Source organism: Oxalobacteraceae sp. CFBP 8761, assembly GCA_014841595.1.
In the GTDB taxonomy this organism is placed as follows: Bacteria; Pseudomonadota; Gammaproteobacteria; order Burkholderiales; family Burkholderiaceae_D; genus Telluria.
Window position 1 is genome coordinate 2,333,748 of sequence record JACYUE010000001.1, and the last position, 16,448, is coordinate 2,350,195.

The window sequence follows — 16,448 nt, forward strand, 5'->3', positions numbered from 1 at the left end:
CGGCTCACTCTGTCCGGGCCGACGCAGCCTCACGACGAGCGCCCGGATCACGCGCAACGATGGCGCCAATAGCAATGGCATCGGCCATTCTCCGGTACCCGGCATCGCCCGGATGCAGATGGTCGCCCGAATCGAACGCTGCCTGCATGCGCTGCGGTCGCGCTGGATCGCGCAGCACAGCGTCGAAGTCGACCACCGCATCGAATATGCCAGCGCCACGAATCCAGTCGTTCAAGCGCATGCGCAATGCCTCTTTCTGCGGGCTGTAATGCCCGGCAAACGGTGTCCCCTCCAGCGCCCCCTCGAACGGTGGCAGCGTGCCCACCGTGATCCGGATTCCCCTGGCCTGCGCGACAAGCGCAAGCTGGCGAAAGCCCGCCGTCAGTTCGTCGGGCGTCACCATCGGTTCAGCCAACGCGAATGGGCTGCCAGGCCAGCCGATGTCATTGATACCCAGCAGGACAATCACGTCCGCCACCCCGGGCTGACCCAGCACATCGTGGTCAAACCGGGCCAGCGCGCTGTCGCCCATGCCGTCTTTCAGCAACCGCGCGCCGGAAATACCGGCATTGGCCACGGCGATGCCATGCGGCGCCAGTCGGCGCGCGAGGAAATCGGGCCAGCGCTGATCAGCATCCGGCGTCGACCCATTGCCGTCGGTAATGGAGTCGCCCAGCGCCACCACCGTGCGGCCACCCGGTAATGCATCGACCAGTACGGCACTGAGAAACAGGCGCCCTTCCACCCGCGCCGCCTTCGAGAAATCGGCCGCCTTCCTGGCGTTGCCGGCAGCGATGCTGATACGTTGCGACGCGCCCCAGTGAAACCCGGTGATGGCGGTGCGCCGTGGCAGATAGGTCGTGACCTGCAGCAGCGCCAGCGGCTTGACGGGCAATGTGATCGGGTCACTCGTGACCGTCGTGCCAGGCGGGATCATCACATGCCGCATGCCTTCGAACGTCACCGCCCGCGTCATCACGCTGACCGCGCCGATGTCGAGCGGGACTTTGCCATAACGGTTGGTGAAGACCAGTTTGATGCGATCTCCGCCAGCACTGATGCGAACGTACTCACGTACGGTTTCATCTTCCAGAAATGCAGGGACGTTCATCGGCAAGACGAACGTGCTGTCCCAGCCTGGTTGGGATGCTGCATACCAGGACGTCACCCAGTTCGTGCGTACTTCTCCTGCCAGCGCGTTGCCTGCGAGGGTGATTGCGATCCAGATCGCTGCGGTGTGAAAGTGATGGTTCATGGGATCCCTTATGAATGATGGGCCCAAGGTAGGTCATTCGGATATCGGCAGGAAGATGGTAAATTGGAACATCACTCATTCGATTTGAGAATATATCGATGGATACCCTTCGTGCCATGTACGAACACTCGAGCTGGGCAGCTTGTCGGCGGCAGCACGCGATCTTGGGACCACGCAGCCGACGGTCAGCAAATTGCTGGCCCAGCTAGAGCAGCACCTGGCCGTACGGCTGTTCCAGCGCAGCACCAGGGGCTTGTCGCCGACCGAACAGGGGCGGCAGTTCTATCTCGATGTCAGACTGGTGCTCGACGGATTCGACGCTGCCGTCGGTACTGTCCAGGGCATGGCAGGGCAACTCTCGGGCCTCCTGCGCATCAATGCGCCGGTCGGCCTGGGGCAGTTGCAACTTAATGCGATCGTCGGGCGTTTTCTTGCGGCGCACCCGGCCGTGGAAATCGAACTGATACTGGACGACCGCTACATCGACATGGTCGCCGAAGGCGTCGATATCGCTTTCCGGCTGGGTGGACCGCTGCCGCCGGACGTCACCGGCCGCCACCTGGCCACGATCCCCCGCTTTCTGGCGGCCTCGCCCGCGTATCTGCAGCAACGCGGCGTCCCACGGCAGCCGGCCGACCTGGACGGCCACGACTTCGTGCGCTTTGCGTGGACACCCGGCACCACCATTGAACTGCATCGCGGCGATCAAGCGATCCAGGTCCCGGTGCGCAGCCGGTACCGCGTCAATAACGCGCTGGCGATCCGTGAAGCCGTCGTACATGGCAGCGGCATTGCCGTTTGTCCCGACTGGCTGATCCACGATCTGTTGGCGCGCGGTGCGCTGGTGCAGGTGTTGCCAGACTGGGCCGCCGGCCACCAGGATTTGTACGTGCTGACGCCGTCTCGCCGCTTCCAGCCGCTGCGCGTGAAGACCTTCATCGACTTCACGGTGGAGCAATTCCGGCAGCTGGGCGGGTTTCATGTAGCGGTGCCAGCGCCGGCGGCAAGCGATCAGACAAACGCCCTTTCTACGTCGCCGTATGCGCGATGAAGGCCGACAGGCGTACCTGCCCGAATTCACGCAGCAGTGTGCCAGCGGCCTGGGCCATGGCCACTTCGAGCGCCCCGTTGATTGCTTGCTCCTGCGGGCAGCCCGAATGATCGACATTCGCGCCGATTGCAAAGATCACGGGTTCTTCCAGCGCCTGATACACATCGAGCACCGTGATCGCGTCGGGATCGACCGCCAACACCCAGCCGCCATTGCGCCCTGACGTCGACGTTACATATCCTGCGGCGCGCAGTCCCCCCATCATCCGGCGCACGAGCACGGGATTGGTGTTGAGCATGACCGCAAGTTCCTCGGAACTCGTGGTATTGGTGCGACCGTGAATATGGCTCAGGACGTGCAGCATGCGCGCCAGTCTGAAATCTGCTCTCATCGTTGTGATCCTCCTGACGCAATGATACCGAAACTTCAGGAGTATCGATATAATCGTCATTTAAATGCAATTCGTCGAGTTTCAGTTTGACGCGCTGTCATTGGCCCTGCGTGTGGTAACGCACCCAGTCATCGGGGCACATGCGCTATCCTCGAATCACACTACATCACGAAAGCAACCATGTCCCTGAATAACGCTGTCGTCTGGCTCGACCACACCAAAGCCCAAGTCATCCACTTCGACAAGAATGCGTCGGAATCCGAATCGATGAAAACCCATTCGACCCACCCGCATCCGCACCAGAAGCACGGCGACAACCATGTCAACGGCGATGACAACACGCTGTTCTACAAGGACATCGCCGCTGCGCTGACCGATAGCGAGCAGATCCTGGTCGTGGGCCCAGCCGAAGAAAAAACCGCGTTCGTGAGCTACCTGACGAGCAAGATGCCGGCGATTGCCGACAAGATCAAGTCTGTCGAAACCGTGGATCATCCATCGGAAGGCCAGTTGCTGGCCTACGCACGCGAGCATTTCATCAGCAGCGGCGGCATGCAGTAATTCGCTGACAGTCTTTCAGCGCCAGCGCGCTGCCAACCCGCTTGCCGTCATGGCATAGCGGGTTTTTTAACGCCTTCGCTTAAACCGCAACTTCAGCAGTATCAATTCCGCCACCGTACTGCCTGACGGTCAGACCGCACGCCCCGCGCACATGGCCATCGCCATCAGCTGCTGCTCGCGCATCAGTCGGTACGACATCGAGACCTCGCGCATCAGGCAGATGAAACTGGTCGTCAGGGCCAGCATCGCGCCGATGAAACTGGCAGCAATCAGATGAACGAGCGGCAGGCCGGTGGCGTCGCCGAGAAACAGCATTGCGATCACGAGACAGATCAGCAGGCCGCACAGCGTGCTGGCGGCAATGGCGATGTTGATCAGGTTGGAGCGGCGGTGCAGACCGCTCAGCGCAGTCACACACTCGGCGTCGACGCACTTGATGGCGCGCTCTTCCAGCAAGCGCATCTGATCGATGATGCGGCCAAGCCGGTTGGTCAGTACGATCAGCAGGATGCTGACACCAGCGAGCAGAAATACGGGCGCGATTGCCAACTGAATGACCTGACCGATATCGCCGAGCTGGAAGTTCATTGCAACGCTGTCCGTGAGAAGGAAGATGGCAGAAGTGTAGCAGCAACAGAATGCAAAGCACGCGTGTCGGATGGACGCCACGCCGACTGAATAGTGCATGACTGTGTGATATGGCGAACAGGCGAAATCGCCCCTGGCCTGCTAGGATCAGATCGTTGCCATAAAAACACATCGCCATGCAGAATCCTGTTTCAACCGTCCCTGCACTGACCACCCTGCGCAGCAGCTTGACCAGCCTTGCCGGCATGCCCCCGACCGAGGCGCTGTGCGAACTCGTGCGCGCTGGCCATGCACGCCTGCCATTGCCCGGCCACGGTGCGACGCTCGCCCGCTGGCAGGCGCTCGCCGCCGTTGGCGCGCATGATCTGCCCCTGGCGAAGGTGTTTGAAGGTCATACGGATGCGCTGGCCATCCTGCACGAAGCACAGGCGCACGCGCTGGCCGACACCCCGCAAGCTACCTGGGGCACCTGGTGTGCGGAACCACCCGATGCGCGCCTGGCTCTGCTGGCCGTCGATCACCGCCATGTTCTGCGCGGTCGCAAGGCCTGGTGCTCGGGGGCGCATGGCGTCACGCATGCGGTGGTCAGTTGCTGGGATGACGCTGGGGCCCCGATGCTGGCGGCAGTCGACCTGCGCCAGCGTGGCGTGCGTGTTACCGACGACGGCTGGAACGCGGTGGGCATGCGCGCCACGGCGAGCGTCGACGTCTGGTTCGATGATGCCGTGGCCACGCCACTGGCTGGTCCGGGCTTCTATGTTGAGCGGGCTGGTTTCTGGCACGGCGGCGCAGGCGTGGCCGCATGCTGGTTCGGCGCTGCCACGCGTCTGGCCGATGCGCTGCGTGAACGGCTGGCCGAGCGCAGCGATCCCCATCGCCTGGCACAACTTGGCGAGGTCTCGGTCGCACTGCAAGGCTGCGCCGCGCTGATCCGCGAGGCCGCGGCAGCCATCGACAGCGCACCGGACGCGAACGCCATGGGCACGGCGATGACAGTCCGCCTGAGTGTTGAAGCGACGGCCAACACGGTCTTGCGTGCCGTTGGCCGCGCACTGGGCGCCGGTCCGCTGTGCAAGGATGCCGCGCTCGCACAACTGTATGCGGACCTGCCGGTCTTCATGCGCCAGAGCCATGCGGAGCGCGACCTGGAAGCCGTCGGCAAGCTCGTCACTGCGCTGGAGGATGCACCATGGACCTTGTGAATAGATCACGTCATATTGGGGGCACCGGCCCGGCAGCGGACGATTGGGCGCGCGACGCTGCGCTGGCCGCCGTTCCGCAGATTACGCTGGATGCGCTGATCCCGCCGGGCACGCGCGTCGTCGTGGTCGCGCCCCATCCCGATGACGAAATCCTGACCTGCGGCGCCTTGCTGCAACTGGTCGCCGCGCGGGGCGACGCACCGCTGATTGTGGCCGTCACCGATGGTGAAGCCAGCCATCCCGGCTCGCCTGCGTGGCCGCCCGAACGCCTGCGCCAGGCACGGACCGACGAAACCAATGCCGCCCTGGCCCACCTGGGCATCGACGCCAGCCGCGTGCGACGCCTGCATATCCCGGACGGCGGCGTCACGGCGGCCGCGCCCGCACTCGAGCGCCAGCTGGCCGCAATCATCGCGCCGGGCGATATCGTCATCACGACCTGGCGCTTCGACGGCCACCCGGACCACGAATCGACGGCGCTGGCCTGCAGTGCCATCGCGCACCAGCGCGGTGCCCGCGTGCTGCAGGCGCCGGTCTGGGGCTGGCACTGGAGTGCGCCGGGCGACGGCGCAATGCCCATGAACCAGGCGCGCAAATTGCCGGTCCCCGCTGACGTTCTGGCGCACAAGCGCGCCGCCCTCGGGTGCTTCCACAGCCAGATCGAGGGCGACGCCAGCAGCGGCGCAGCGCCCATCCTGCCCGCGTTTGCCATGGAACGCGTCCTGCATCCTTTTGAAATTTACTTCCCTGATCATGCGTGACGCCCAACCTCTGGCCCATTTCGAAACTCTCTACGCCGCATCGGACGATCCCTGGGACGTGCGCGGCGCCTGGTATGAACAGCGCAAACGCGCGATCCTGCTCGCCAGCCTGGGCAAGCCGCGTTACCGCAGCGCGTTCGAGCCTGGCTGCGGCAACGGTGAAATGAGCGTGGCGCTGGCCGGACGTTGCGAGTGCCTGCTGGCGTGCGACGGCGCCACCAGTGCGCTGGACGCCGCACGGCGCCGCGTCCCCGACGCTGCCACGCGCGGCATCCGCTTCGAGGCGCGCCGCCTGCCGGCCGACTGGCCACTGGACGACACCTTCGACCTGATCGTGCTCAGCGAACTGCTTTATTACTTCGACGAAGACGCGATCGCCTCGATGCTGGCGGGTGCTGCGGCCAACCTGGCGCCGGACGGTGAACTCGTGCTGTGCCACTACCTCCACGACTTCGACGACCGCATCACGCCGACGGCGACCGTGCACGATCTCGCCGACGCGCTGCCCGGCCTGCGCCGCTCGCTGCACCATCGCGACGAGGCGTTCGTGCTCGACGTCTGGCGCCCGGTAGCGCCGCTGCAGGGAGTACAGGGAGAACGCGCATGATCGGCGTCGCCATCCCCGCCCATAACGAAGAAGCATGCCTCGGCGCCTGCCTGCAGGCCGTCCTGCGGGCAGCGACGCATCCGCAACTGGCCGGCGAACCCGTCATCGTGTGCGTCGTGCTCGATGCCTGCGAGGACGGCACCGCCGCGATCGTCCGCGAATGGCAGACGGCGTTCGCGCTGGCCGGTTGCCGGCTCGACGCCTTGGAGATCTCCGCGCGCCAGGTGGGCAGCGCGCGTGCTGCCGGCGCGCTGCACCTGATTGCAGCAGAGGCGCGCTGGCTTGCGTTCACCGATGCCGACACGCGCGTCTCGCCGCAATGGCTGGCCGTGCAGGTCACGCTGGGCGCCGAAGTCGTCTGTGGCTCGGTGGCGGTCGACGACTGGTCGCCCCATGCGGACAAGGCGCAACTGCTGCGCGAGCATTTCGCCCGCACCTACCACGACCGCGAAGATCACCGTCACATTCACGGGGCGAACCTGGGCGTGTGCGCACTGGCCTACCAGGCGGCCGGGGGTTTTGCGGCAGTGGCCTGCCATGAAGACGTGCTGCTGGTGCGGGCGCTGGAACTGTCGGGCGCCCGCTTCGCCTGGAGCGCGCTGCCACGCGTGTTCACCAGCGCCAGGCTCGATGCCCGGGCACGCGGCGGATTTGGCGACACGCTGCTGGCCGTGACGTGCGAGATGGAAGTGCCCCTGACGACGACTTGAGCGTCGTCGGGGGCGGCCAGCGACGCCCCGCCAGATTACGTTACATGAACGTGGCTGCGAACCATCCGGCGCGCCGCAGCGATGCGCATCCCATCCACCAGCAGCTGCGCCGCCCAGCGGAACACCGTGTATTGACTGACGACACCGCGCATCGCGCGCAGGCGCCGGGTCTGCTCATCCGGCGGCATGTCCAGCGCACGTTCAATGGCGCGCGCCATGCCGGCGATGTCACGCGGATCGACGATCAAAGCCTGGTGCAATTCGGCGGCAGCGCCAGCCTGACTGCTCAGCACCAGTGCGCCGCGCAGGTCGGTACGGGCCGCCACGAATTCCTTCGCCACCAGGTTCATCCCGTCATGCAGACTCGTGACCAGGCATACGTCGGCCGCGCGGTAGCAGGCCGTCACGGTGGCTGCATCCGCGCTCTGCGCGTGCAGCACGACCGGCTGCCAGTCGTCCTTGCCAAAGCGTGCGTTGATCCGCTGCGTGAGCGCACCCACGTCGCGCGTGATCGTTTGGTAGGCGGCCAGTGCCGAGCGGCATGGCGCGCCGATCTGCAGCAGCGTTACTTGCCCGCGCAAGTCGGGCCGCCGCTCGAGCAGCAGCTCGAACGCCTGCAGGCGCTCGCTCAAGCCTTTCGTGTAATCCATGCGATCGACACCGACCAGCAGTCGTACGCCAGGCGCGATGCCGAACTGGCTGCCTACCGCGTCACGCACGCCAGGTGTGGCCACATCATTCCTCGCCGGCCACGCGATCGAGATCGGATAGGCGCCGGCGTGTGCCGCGCCGCGGCCTTGGGCCCCGGGAATGGCAGCACGCGCCAGGCTGAAGTTGGTCAGATCGGCCGGCGTTTGCAGGCCCATCACGGTGCTGGCGAGCAAGCCCGACATCATCTGCTGCGCCCATGGGAACGTGGCCAGTACCTGCGGGGTGGGGAAAGGAATGTGCCAGAACAGGATGATGACGGCGTCCGGCAACCGCTCACGCACCATCTGCGGCACCAGCGCCAGGTGGTAATCCTGCACCAGCACCACCGGCCGCTCGCTTGCGGCTTCGGCAATCACAGCGTCGGCAAAGCGGCGGTTGACGGCCACGTAATGCGACCAGTCGTCGAGGCGGAAGGTCGGCGCGACGCCGGTGCGGTGGCACAGTGGCCACAACGCCTCGTTGGCCAGGCCATCGTAGTAGCCGGCCACTTCGGCATCGCTGAGCCACAAGCGGCGCAGCCGGTAAGGCGCATCGAGATGCTCGGGCAGGACGTGGTCGTTGGCGTCGACCGTGGCACGGTCGGCCGTGCCGCTGCCATGGGCGATCCAGCAGCCGCCTTCTTTGGACAGCACGGCTTCGAGCGCCGTCACCAGGCCGCCGGCGGGCCGCTGGGCATTGACGCCGTCACCGGTCTGCGAATGCACGCACGGTGCGCGGTTGGATACGACGATCAGGTCGTCGCCACAGCCAAGTTGTTCAATCAGGCGGGCCAGGTCGGCGCTGTCGCGCACGTCCTCGGGCAGCAAGGCTGTGGGGCGCGCGATCTTGCGGCGCTCGCCCGGAAAGGTTGGAAGGGGTAGAGGCGCCGGATTGCTGCGCATCCTCGTCGTGGGGGCGGAGTGGTATCGAGCTGTCATGGGAACAGCTTAAGATGTTAGCGTTCTCCGCTTCTGTTCGATGACGAACCCAACGTGGCTCAAACCGCCATCAGCAAGGTCAGGTAATGGTCGGCCAGCAGCGCGCCGAACAGCAGCGCCAGATACACGATCGACCAGGCAAATGCCTTGCGCGCGATCGCGTCGCTGTAGTGCTTGTGAACCAGCCAGCCATGGCGCAGGAACACGGCGTTCAGCGCGCACGCGCACGCCAGATAGAACAGCCCGCTCATGCCCACCGCCCATGGCAGCGCAGTCCCGACCGCCAGCGCCACGCTGTAGCGCCATACCTGCTGGCCCGTGTGGGCCATGCCGTGGGTGATCGGCAGCATCGGCAGGCCGGAGCGCGCGTAGTCGTCGCGCCGCGCCATCGCCAGCGCCCAGAAATGCGGCGGCGTCCACAGGAAGATAATCAGCACCAGCAACCATGCCTCGAGCGGTACGCCATTGGCCACCGCCGCCCAGCCGAGCGCCGGCGGCATGGCGCCGGCAAACCCGCCGATCACGATGTTCTGCGGCGTGGCCGGTTTCAGCAGCAAGGTATAGATGAAGGCGTAGCCGACAAACGTGGCCAGTGTCAGCCACATCGTCAGCGGATTGACCTGCGTGTACAGCAAGGCCGCGCCGGCACCGCCCAGCACCAGCGAAAACACGACCGTCGGGGCTGGCCCCAGGTCGCCGCGCGCGGTGGCCCGGCGCGCCGTGCGGGTCATCCGCGCATCGACCTGCGCTTCCAGCAGACAATTGACGGCAAAGGCGGCGCCGGCGAGCAGCCAGATGCCGGCAGCGCTGTAGAGCAACACGGACCAGGAGGGTGCGCCATCGGTGGCCAGCAGGCTGCCGATCACGGCGCAGAACACGGTCAGCAGCGTCACGCGCGGTTTGGTCAGCGCCCAGTACTGGCCGGCGCGCTGCGCCAGGCCACCAGCGGGCGAGGCGCCAATAACGACGCCAGTAGCGACATCAGGAATGGCCAGGGCGGCTGGCGGGATTTCGACAACTTTTGAATTCGACATGATCGGGCGACCGCTGCAGGCAGGTGGTCATTTCACAGAACCCATCATGCTAGAGGAAAACGGCGGCGCGACCAACGGGCAATTTGTCCTACTTGCCAAGCGAGCCACATGCGCGCCACCAGCAAAACCGGTTCAGCGCACCTCTTTTGCGCGAGCAGCGCGCGCATCGACGCCGTGCTCATGGCGTGGACCCATGGCCGGCACCCGGTGTCGCAGGACAACCGCTTGCAGACTGCACAGCGCCACGTAGGCCAGCAGCTCGACCAGTTCTTCGAAGACCTGTGACCGTGACGCGATCAGATCGATATGGCATGACATATGCCCCTCGGCGCAGGTCGACCCCACGGCGGCGCCAAGCGCCACGAACAGCAGCAGCCAGGGCGCGCTGCGCACGAACGCCACGCGCACCACCTCGTCGATGCGGTAATGCCATGCGCTGTAGACAAGCCAGCCGATGAGCAACGCCGCGCCGGGCCAGACCAGCGGCTGGAACCACAGCGGCTCCGGTGGCAGCGCCCTGCCCGCCGCATCGAACCCGGGCACGGCGCGCCAGGCGCGGCCCCAGCTGAGCTCACGGCCCGCCAGCAGCAACCAGACGGGCGCGGCCCACAGCGCCAGCATCGCCGTGCGTTCCGGGCGACGCCGTATGAAGACGACCACCGCCAGCACGAAGCCACTCAGCAATACCAGCACCTGCAGGTTCTCCAGAACGCCGGCTTCACGGCCCCATGAAAGCGGCAGGAGCAGGCTCGCGGGGTAACAAGCCACAAGTGCTGCCAGCAGCGCCCACTGCGCTGGACGCGCCTTCGCCCATGAAAATAATCGCCCCATCGTCTCTCCGCTTACAAAAGTATTGCCCAGTTGAACGGGCTAATTCGCAATTGTACGAATTGGCAGGTCGCGCACGATTGGTTTTTGGAGAAATGCGACGGGCCTGGACGGTATTTATTGGAGACGACAGGCGTGGAACTGTCACATCGGCGCAGATTCCTTGACACGTCTTCAACCGGTCGGTTACCTTATGGTCAATAATTGCCATAGAGCAATTATAACGATCCCGGTCGGCGTAGATGGTCGGGGCATGCGGAAAGCAGTTTGAAGTTCACCCATCGACGTTCATACGAAGGAGTTTCACCATGGATCAACTGCCTCGCGGGCAGTCGTCACGCCGCATCCGCATGCCCGGCGTGCCACTTGCACCCATCCTGCTGCTCCCGCTACTGCTGGCGGGTTGCGGCGGCGGCACGGCGGAGTCGCCTGTTGCCGTCATGCAGAACGCCAGCGCCAGCCTGTTCAGGACCGTGGCCGGCGTGTCCGCCAGCACCGAGACCGCGCTGACTCCGGTCAAGGCCCAGGCCAGCTCGGCCGAGCGGCCTGATCTCGACGGCCCGGCGGCGATCGACCACGACAACACGACCCGCTGGGGCAGCCGCTTCACTGACGATGAATCGTTGACCCTCGACTACGGTGTGACACAGACGATCACCCGTGTGCGCATCGACTGGGAAGCCGCCCATGCGAGCGCCTATCTGTTGCAGGTGTCCGAAGACGGCGGCAGCTGGACCACGATCAAGAGCGTCACCGACAGTGTCGGGGGTACGGAGGATTTCACGGGACTGAATGGCCAGGGCCGCTACCTGCGCATGAAGGGCGTCAAGCGCGCCGGCCAGTATGGCTATTCGATCCTCGAACTCCAGGCGTTTGCCGGCACCCCGGCAGCACCGACGCCCAGCCCCAGCCAGCCGGCGCCGGAACTGCCGGTTGACCTGACCCGTCCCGGCGTCGCCATCAAGCCAGTCGCTGCGACGTCGTCGACGCCGGAGAACGGCGGCATGGCGGCCGGCATGGCCATCGACGGCAAGCCGGGTACGCGCTGGTCGAGCCGGCCCGAGGACGGCGCCTGGATCAATTTCGATTTCGGCGCGCCTGCCGCAATCGGCTACATGAAGCTGAACTGGGAACAATCGTACGGCAAGGTGTATACGGTGCTCACGTCGAACGACGGCGTGGCATGGACGCAGCTGCGCCATGTCGGCACCGGCAAAGGTGGCGTCGAGGAATTCTTCAATCTGGGTTTTCGCGCCCGTTACCTGCGCCTGCAGGGTGTCGCGCGCGCGACGCAATACGGTTACTCGCTGTTTGAAGTCGAGTTCAAGACGCCGGGCAGCGACAATACGCTGCCCGATGCACCGACGTCGGCAGTGGCGTTCCCGGCCAATGGCGCTGCCCTGAGCCCACTGCCGGGCACGGCCGAGCCGATCGAATCGCTGCAATTTACGCTGGCGGACGGCACGCTGGTGACGCGCTTCGGCGCCCGTGGCCTGGCGCGCCATGGCCGCGAGCGCGGCGAAGAGTGGAACGAGATCGGCTACGGCCCGAACGACACGATCGATCCGGCCAGCGGCCTGCCCGTTGACAAGGGCCCGGGCAACTACCTGACGTTCGTCCCGCAGTATCACAAGAACCGTACCTGGGGCGTCGAGATCATCGACAACAGCCGTGTTGCGGGCGTCACGCAACCGACGCTGGTCGTGAACCAGTACACGACGGTCGACTTCCTCAAGGGCGGCGTCGCCTTTTTCCGCCAGTTTGACGAGCCCCATTCGACCGGCTACGGCTGGATGCGGCCCGGCGAACTGGTCAACAACGATATCCCGATCTGCAAGCCGACGCCCTATCCGCAGAATAACCGGCTGGCCAGCGCCAACGGCATCAATGGCGGCTGCACCCTGCTGGTCAAGGACTACCCGGGCCACAGCGAGCTCAATAGTGAAGGCTTCAGGACCGGCCGCAGCGTGCCGGGCCGGCCGCTCGTCAAGGGCGACATCATCGAAGTCTCGCCATCGTACTTCACCACACGCGAGGCATTGGGCGCGCTGGGTGACACGGGCGGCATCCGCTACTACTCGCAGGAATGGAGCTACGTCGTCGGCCAGGGCCTGCGCCCATGGTACGGGGTGCAGCCGCGCCTGAACTCGGTGCCGCTGCCGGACGACGTACTGTCGGGCGGCCTGGGCTCGGTGTCGTACAACTACAGCGACAATGGCCTGTTCATGTTCCAGCAGCCGCACAACAACGTCGGCATGCAGAACATGCAGCGCTTCGTCGAAGGCCGGCGCCTGCTCCACACCAACTTCACCACCGGTGAGCACAATGAACCGGGCAACGACCGCTACGCGGCGGCAGTGGGTCTGCAGGGCGGCCGCTTCAACCAGTCGGCTTGTATCGCCTGCCACGTCGGCAATGGCCGCAGCCCGGCCCCGGCGGCGATCAACCAGCGCCTCGACGGGATGGCGGTGCGCGTGGCGCGGGTTGGTCCGCAGGGCCAGCAACTGCCGCATCCGACCTATGGCACCACGGTGCAGATGAATGCGGTCTCCGGCAACGGCACCCCGCAGAACTGGGGCACCGGCGTGCGCGTGGCCGGCTTCGACACCCGCGTGGTCCAGCTGGCGGACGGCACGAACGTCGAACTGCGCAAGCCCAAAATCGCATTCGATGGCCCGGTGCCGGAGACCGTCTCGCTGCGTGCGGCCCAGCCGATGATCGGCACCGGTCTGCTCGAGGCGATTCCCGAAGCCAACATCCTGGCGCGGGTGCGCTCGAGCCCGGATGGCGACGGCGTGCGCGGTACGGCCAACTTCGTGTTCGATCCCGAAACCGGCGCCGTGCGCCTGGGACGCTTCGGCTGGAAAGCGTCGAAGGCCACGCTACGCCACCAGGCCGCGTCGGCGCTGCTGGCCGACATGGCGGTGACGTCGCCCGTCTACCCGAGCCTGTCTTGCGACGCCAACCCGGCCGCATGCGCCACGGCGCCCCGCCAGCGCGGGATCTCGGACGCGGAGCTGCAGTCGATCTCGAACTACCTGGCGCTGCTGGCCGTACCGGCCCAGCGCAGCCTGGCCAGCGGGTTCCCGAAAGGCGTCGCGCCACTTGACGAGCACCGGGTCGACACACGCCAGGTTGCCACGGGCCAGAAGCTGTTCGAAACGATGCGCTGCGTGGCCTGCCACACGGCGTCGATGAAGACCGGGGCAAAGCACCAGTTCGCGGAGCTGCGCGACCAGACCATCCGGCCGTACACCGACCTGCTGCTGCACGATATGGGGCCGGGGCTGGCAGACAACTACGTCGAGGGCCAAGCCACCGGCAGCATGTGGCGCACCGCGCCGCTGTGGGGCATCGGTTACAGCGACAAGGTGATGGGCAAGGATGGCAAGGTCGGCTACCTGCATGACGGCCGCGCGCGCACCCTGAGCGAAGCGATCCTGTGGCACGACGGCGAAGCCGCCGCCGCACGCAAGCGCTTCGAGAAGCTGGCGACGGTGGAACGCGAGGCGTTGCTGGCGTTCCTGCGCTCGCTGTAATGTTCGCTCTGATGTAACGAAGGCGCCGGGCTCGCAGCCCGGCGCTTTTTTTGCCTCGCATATTCTGCACTGTAAAAGCGGGGGGTCAGGTCTGACATTCGGACACGATCTCGACAGCTGGATAGTCGAAACTCGCCGGCATTGGGCTATGCCAAGGCTGATCGATACACGATTGGACGTGGCTCACGCTGAGGCCGTGTCTGAATGTCAGACCTGACCCCGGCTGTGCATGACCCCGGCTGTGCAGTGACCGGTTTCCCTTGGCTCCACCGGCGATTTAATATATACTTCGTATACGATTCATTTAAGGAGTATGCCCATGGGCATTGTCAATATCGACGGCGACCTGCACGATCAGGTCCGGCTCGCCACCAAGGTGTCGTGCCGCTCCATCAACGCACAGGCCGCATTCTGGCTGAAGGTCGGCATGCTGGCCGAAACCAATCCATCGCTCAGCTTCAACGAGATCATGGCGCGCGAACTGGCGGCCGCCGGCGTGGCGGTGCCGCCACTCGTCACGGGGTTGCGCGTCGCATGACCAAGCAGCCGCATGAACTGGCACTGATGGCCGAATCGGGACGCCTGCTGGCGTCGGTATTCGGCATGCTCGATGGCTTGACCCTCGCGGGCATGACCACCCTCGATGTCGATACGCTCGTCGAGCGCTTCATTGTCGACGAGCTGCACGCGCGGCCGGCCAGCAAGGGTCAGTACGACTACGGCTTCGTGCTCAATGCCTCGATCAACCACGTAGTCTGCCACGGCGTGCCCAACACGCGCGATGTACTCAAGGACGGTGACATCGTCAACTTCGACATCACGCTCGAAAAAGACGGCTTCATTGCTGACTCCAGCAAGACGTATCTGGTCGGCGCGGTCGACCTGGCGGCCAAGCGCCTCGTGCAGACGACCTATGAAGCGCTGTGGAAAGGCATCCGCGCCGTGCGGCCGGGTGCGCGCCTGGGTGACATCGGCGCAGCGATCGAGCGCCATGCGAAGCGCAATGGCTGTTCAGTCGTGCGAGAGTATTGCGGCCACGGCATCGGGCGCGAGATGCACGAAGAACCGCAGGTGCTGCACTTCGGCGCCAAGGGTACGGGCCTGAAGCTGGTCGAAGGCATGGTGTTTACGATTGAGCCGATGCTCAATCGCGGTGGTCGCAGCGTGCGCACCGAAGACGACGGCTGGACAGTGGTGACGCGCGACGGCTCGCTGTCGGCGCAGTTCGAGCACACGGTGGCAGTCACAAGGACCGGCGTGGCGGTGTTGACGCTGCGGCCTGAAGAAACCGGAATGCTGACGGCTTAGAACACCAGCATGCGCCAGCCGGGCGCGCTGCCCTGCTCGACAAACGTCACCATGCCTTCGACGCCAGCACATTGGGGCGACAGCGCAGCGAGGTCCGCGCCAAGTGCGCTGAGCGCCTGGCTGCAGGCGCGGATCTCAACGCCCAGGTCAACCGTCGCATCCAGGTGCCGCGCAACCGTCCAGCGGTCAGCACCGAAGCCGGTCAGACGTGCGCTATGTTGGCGCAGCAGCCACGCGACCGACTGGTTCGTGAACAACATCTTGACGGGCATGTCGAGCGCCGCTGCGGCCTGCGCCGTCATGAACGGCGTCGTCAACGCTTCGGGCCGGGTCAGGTCGCACGACCAGACCATGATCGCCAGACCCGCCTGGGCTGGATTCACGGCTTGATCCAGTCATCGACCGGCTCGAGCCGCATGCGCCGCTCGGCCTGCTCAACCAGATCGGCGCCATGCGCCAGCCGAGAGCGGTCGCGTTCCCAGTTGGTGGCCTGAATCACGGAAATCCAGCCGGCACCGTACGGGTCCTGATGGATCAGTTCGGGCGTTTCCTCGAGCGCCGTGTTGATCTCGACGATCGACCCGGAGACTGGCGTCTTGATCGTCACGACCGTCTTGCTGAGCTCGACGACACCCACCGTCTTGCCCTGCTCGACCTCGTTCCCCACCGGCTTGGGCCGGCACATATAGAAATGGTTGCCGCTGATCTGCACACCGAACGCGCTCACGCCCACCTGCATGCGGCCGTCACCCACCGGGCGGCACCACATATCGTTGTCGAGGTCGAAATAGCAGTCGTCCGGATAGTCGAAGCCGAGGATGATCATAGGAGTGTGTAGAACAGGAACAACAACAGAAAGGATGGCGGAAGGATGCGGGAGTCGAACCCACCCGGCGACGCATGGCGCCACCAACTGGGTTTGAAGCCCAGCCGCCCCACCAGGGACGATTTCCTTCCGTTGAGCCGGGATTTTACCTTGTACTGG

At 65.3% G+C, this 16,448-nt stretch carries 17 protein-coding genes and 1 tRNA gene; 9 read left to right on the forward strand and 9 right to left on the reverse strand.

Annotation, left to right across the window (positions count from 1 at the left end; genetic code table 11):
• Window positions 1–4: 4 nt before the first annotated feature.
• Window positions 5–1,255, reverse strand: coding sequence for an SGNH/GDSL hydrolase family protein (locus IFU00_10155; GenBank protein MBD8542646.1), 1,251 nt, complete (start codon window positions 1,253–1,255; stop codon window positions 5–7).
• Window positions 1,256–1,349: 94 nt separating this feature from the next.
• On the opposite strand from IFU00_10155, the gene IFU00_10160 reads away from it, so the two are divergent.
• Complete coding sequence (locus IFU00_10160; protein MBD8542647.1) at window positions 1,350–2,306, forward strand: LysR family transcriptional regulator; 957 nt, start codon at window positions 1,350–1,352, stop codon at window positions 2,304–2,306.
• Here IFU00_10160 and IFU00_10165 read toward each other — a convergent pair.
• Window positions 2,284–2,697: an Rrf2 family transcriptional regulator gene (locus IFU00_10165; protein MBD8542648.1), complete on the reverse strand. Its 414-nt coding sequence runs from the start codon at window positions 2,695–2,697 to the stop codon at window positions 2,284–2,286. The two genes, IFU00_10160 and IFU00_10165, sit on opposite strands and share 23 nt — an antisense overlap.
• 180 nt (window positions 2,698–2,877) lie before the next feature.
• Here IFU00_10165 and IFU00_10170 point away from each other — a divergent pair, with 180 nt between their 5' ends.
• A complete protein-coding gene (locus IFU00_10170; GenBank protein ID MBD8542649.1) occupies window positions 2,878–3,258 on the forward strand; it encodes a translational machinery protein in 381 nt (126 codons plus the stop codon).
• Between the two features lie 129 nt (window positions 3,259–3,387).
• Here IFU00_10170 and IFU00_10175 read toward each other — a convergent pair whose 3' ends face one another.
• Window positions 3,388–3,846 carry a DUF2721 domain-containing protein gene (locus IFU00_10175; protein MBD8542650.1) on the reverse strand — a complete coding sequence of 153 codons (459 nt, stop codon included), beginning with the start codon at window positions 3,844–3,846 and terminating at the stop codon, window positions 3,388–3,390.
• 176 nt (window positions 3,847–4,022) lie between these two features.
• Here IFU00_10175 and IFU00_10180 point away from each other — a divergent pair, with 176 nt between their 5' ends.
• The 4 genes from IFU00_10180 to IFU00_10195 are packed head-to-tail and all read left to right on the forward strand — an operon-like array spanning window position 4,023 to window position 7,126.
• A complete protein-coding gene (locus tag IFU00_10180) occupies window positions 4,023–5,048 on the forward strand; it encodes an acyl-CoA dehydrogenase (GenBank protein MBD8542651.1) in 1,026 nt (341 codons plus the stop codon).
• Window positions 5,036–5,809, forward strand: coding sequence for a PIG-L family deacetylase (locus IFU00_10185; GenBank protein ID MBD8542652.1), 774 nt, complete (start codon window positions 5,036–5,038; stop codon window positions 5,807–5,809). The genes IFU00_10180 and IFU00_10185 overlap by 13 nt, the downstream gene beginning before the upstream one ends.
• Window positions 5,802–6,416, forward strand: a complete 615-nt coding sequence (locus IFU00_10190) for a class I SAM-dependent methyltransferase (GenBank protein MBD8542653.1) — start codon at window positions 5,802–5,804, stop codon at window positions 6,414–6,416. Before IFU00_10185 ends, IFU00_10190 begins: the two co-directional genes overlap by 8 nt.
• Entirely contained in the window at window positions 6,413–7,126 is a 714-nt protein-coding gene (locus IFU00_10195; protein MBD8542654.1) for a glycosyltransferase, read from the forward strand. Before IFU00_10190 ends, IFU00_10195 begins: the two co-directional genes overlap by 4 nt.
• A 35-nt stretch (window positions 7,127–7,161) precedes the next feature.
• Here IFU00_10195 and IFU00_10200 read toward each other — a convergent pair whose 3' ends face one another.
• The 3 genes from IFU00_10200 to IFU00_10210 all read right to left on the reverse strand — a co-directional run bounded on the left by IFU00_10200 (window position 7,162) and on the right by IFU00_10210 (window position 10,556).
• Complete coding sequence (locus tag IFU00_10200) at window positions 7,162–8,718, reverse strand: trehalose-6-phosphate synthase (protein MBD8542655.1); 1,557 nt, start codon at window positions 8,716–8,718, stop codon at window positions 7,162–7,164.
• 95 nt (window positions 8,719–8,813) lie between these two features.
• Window positions 8,814–9,788, reverse strand: coding sequence for a protoheme IX farnesyltransferase (locus IFU00_10205; GenBank protein MBD8542656.1), 975 nt, complete (start codon window positions 9,786–9,788; stop codon window positions 8,814–8,816).
• 132 nt (window positions 9,789–9,920) lie between these two features.
• Entirely contained in the window at window positions 9,921–10,556 is a 636-nt protein-coding gene (locus tag IFU00_10210) for a hypothetical protein (protein MBD8542657.1), read from the reverse strand.
• Window positions 10,557–10,924: 368 nt separating this feature from the next.
• On the opposite strand from IFU00_10210, the gene IFU00_10215 reads away from it, so the two are divergent.
• The 3 genes from IFU00_10215 (at window position 10,925) to map (ending at window position 15,463) form a co-directional block, all read left to right on the forward strand.
• Window positions 10,925–14,155: a discoidin domain-containing protein gene (locus tag IFU00_10215; protein ID MBD8542658.1), complete on the forward strand. Its 3,231-nt coding sequence runs from the start codon at window positions 10,925–10,927 to the stop codon at window positions 14,153–14,155.
• A 319-nt stretch (window positions 14,156–14,474) separates the two neighbouring features.
• The gene (locus tag IFU00_10220) at window positions 14,475–14,693 is read left to right on the forward strand and encodes a ParD-like family protein (GenBank protein MBD8542659.1); all 219 of its coding nucleotides are present in this window, start codon (window positions 14,475–14,477) and stop codon (window positions 14,691–14,693) included.
• Window positions 14,690–15,463 (forward strand): type I methionyl aminopeptidase, encoded by a 774-nt coding sequence (gene map / locus IFU00_10225; GenBank protein MBD8542660.1) that lies wholly within the window; start codon window positions 14,690–14,692, stop codon window positions 15,461–15,463. Before IFU00_10220 ends, map begins: the two co-directional genes overlap by 4 nt.
• Here map and IFU00_10230 read toward each other — a convergent pair.
• From IFU00_10230 to IFU00_10240, 3 genes are all read right to left on the reverse strand, one after another.
• On the reverse strand, window positions 15,460–15,846 hold the full coding sequence (locus IFU00_10230; GenBank protein ID MBD8542661.1) for a DsrE family protein: 387 nt from the start codon (window positions 15,844–15,846) through the stop codon (window positions 15,460–15,462). The genes map and IFU00_10230 overlap by 4 nt on opposite strands.
• A complete protein-coding gene (locus tag IFU00_10235; protein ID MBD8542662.1) occupies window positions 15,843–16,289 on the reverse strand; it encodes a glycine cleavage system protein H in 447 nt (148 codons plus the stop codon). The genes IFU00_10230 and IFU00_10235 overlap by 4 nt, the downstream gene beginning before the upstream one ends.
• A 35-nt stretch (window positions 16,290–16,324) precedes the next feature.
• Window positions 16,325–16,420, reverse strand: a tRNA-Sec gene (locus tag IFU00_10240).
• Between the last annotated feature and the right edge of the window lie 28 nt (window positions 16,421–16,448).